Origin of the sequence: Acutalibacter sp. LFL-21 (assembly GCF_025630755.1) — a bacterium.
In the GTDB taxonomy this organism is placed as follows: Bacteria; Bacillota; Clostridia; order Oscillospirales; family Acutalibacteraceae; genus Acutalibacter; species Acutalibacter stercoravium.
In genome coordinates this window covers 1-1,635 of the sequence record NZ_JAOTNT010000030.1, presented here as the reverse complement: position 1 = coordinate 1,635, position 1,635 = coordinate 1, and the positions used below count along the sequence as shown (strand labels likewise).

Below are 1,635 nucleotides of genomic sequence, written 5' to 3'. Positions count from 1 at the left end.
TGTCCTGCCCCTTGACGGGGAACTGGCCGCAGCACTTTTGTACCGGGGGAGCCGGAAACGGTGCGCCGTCTGTGGGGCGGCCTTTGTCCCCAAATCCAACCGGGGGAAATACTGCCCCGACTGCGCCGGACGCATAAAGAAAATCAAAGCCGCCGAGCGAAAGCGGAAACAAAGGCAGAAATGTCACGCTTTAGAGCCTTTCAAACCCGCATAAATCAAGGCTTTTTTCGTGGGTGTCAAAGATTTATCCTTTTCCCCCGGAAACGCCGTTCTAAATGCGTAAAAACGCCCCAAATCCACCCAAAGGAGGAACCATGTCAGACAACCGAAAATACTACTACCTCAAGCTGAAAGAGAATTACTTTGACGAGGACGCTATCGTGCTGCTGGAAAGTATGCAGGACGGTATCCTCTATTCCAACATTCTCTTGAAACTGTACCTGAAATCGCTGAAAAACGGCGGGAAGTTGCAGCTTGATGAAAATATCCCCTACACCGCGCAGATGATTGCCACCATTACCCGCCAGCAAGTCGGCACCGTAGAGCGAGCCTTGCAGATTTTTATGAAGCTGGGGCTTGTGGAGCCGCTGCCAAGCGGCGCGCTGTATATGAGCAACATTGAACTGCTTATCGGCCAATCCTCTACCGAGGGGGAGCGGAAACGGCGGGCAAGGCTGGCTTTGCAGGAGCAAAAAGCCTTGCCAAAGGCCGGGGCGGACAAATGTCCACCATATCAAGCGGACATTTGTCCACCAGAGATAGAGATAGAGAAAGAGATAGAGATAGAAAAAGAGAGAGAGCGAGAGTTAGATACGGGACAGACCGCCCGCGCCGCTTATGGCCGGTATGAAAATGTCTTTCTTTCGCAATCAGAACTGGACGGGCTGAAAGCAGACCTGCCCGACAAATGGAACTACTACATTGACCGGCTATCCTGCCATATCGCGTCCAGCGGCAAGCGATACAAGAGCCATGCCGCCACAATCTACAAATGGGCGCAGGAGGACGCAGCCAAGAAAGCCCCGAAAAAGGGCATACCAGACTACTCATGCAAGGAGGGCGAGAGTTTATGAAGAACGAAATCAACGCTGTTTTGGAGAATATGACCGCCACCACCCCGGAGCCGGAGGACTACACCGGCGAGGACGGTTTACTGTACTGCGGCAAGTGCCGCAAGCCGAAAGAAGCCTATTTTGCGCCGGATAAGGCCGCTATCTTTGGCCGCGACCGCCATCCGGCAGAGTGCGACTGCCAGAGAGCCGCCCGCGAGGAACGGGAGGCCGCCGAGAAGCGGCGCAGGCACCTTGACACCGTGGAGGAACTGAAACGCCGGGGCTTTACCGACCCCACCATGCGGGACTGGACTTTTGAGAACGACAACGGCAGGAACCCGCAGGCCGGGATTGCCCGCCGGTATGTGGAACACTGGGAGGATATGCGAGCCGACAATATCGGCTGCCTGTTCTGGGGCGGCGTGGGAACCGGGAAAAGCTACCTTGCGGGCTGTATCGCAAATGCCCTCATGGAGAAAGAAATCCCCGTCCACATGACGAACTTTGCCCTTATCCTCAATGACCTTGCCGCCAGCTTCGAGGGCAGGAACGAATACATTTCCCGCCTTTGCCGCTATCCGCT

Annotated in this window: 2 protein-coding genes and 1 pseudogene; all 3 read left to right on the top strand. The window is 55.3% G+C overall.

Features of this window, described 5'->3' with window-relative positions; translation table 11 throughout:
- Window positions 1-214: pseudogene (locus ODJ80_RS13990) on the top strand (hypothetical protein); the annotation flags it as partial.
- 100 nt (window positions 215-314) lie between these two features.
- A complete protein-coding gene (locus ODJ80_RS13985; RefSeq protein ID WP_117499020.1) occupies window positions 315-1,073 on the top strand; it encodes a phage replisome organizer N-terminal domain-containing protein in 759 nt (252 codons plus the stop codon).
- Window positions 1,070-1,635, top strand: a 566-nt coding sequence (locus ODJ80_RS13980; protein WP_263042553.1) for an ATP-binding protein, incomplete at its 3' end; no start/stop codon positions are given. The genes ODJ80_RS13985 and ODJ80_RS13980, both read left to right, overlap by 4 nt.

Bases quoted from the DNA above. Each gene is read 5' to 3' on its own strand.
- ODJ80_RS13985 (WP_117499020.1), top strand. From the start codon at position 315: ATGTCAGACAACCGAAAATACTACTACCTCAAGCTGAAAGAGAATTAC.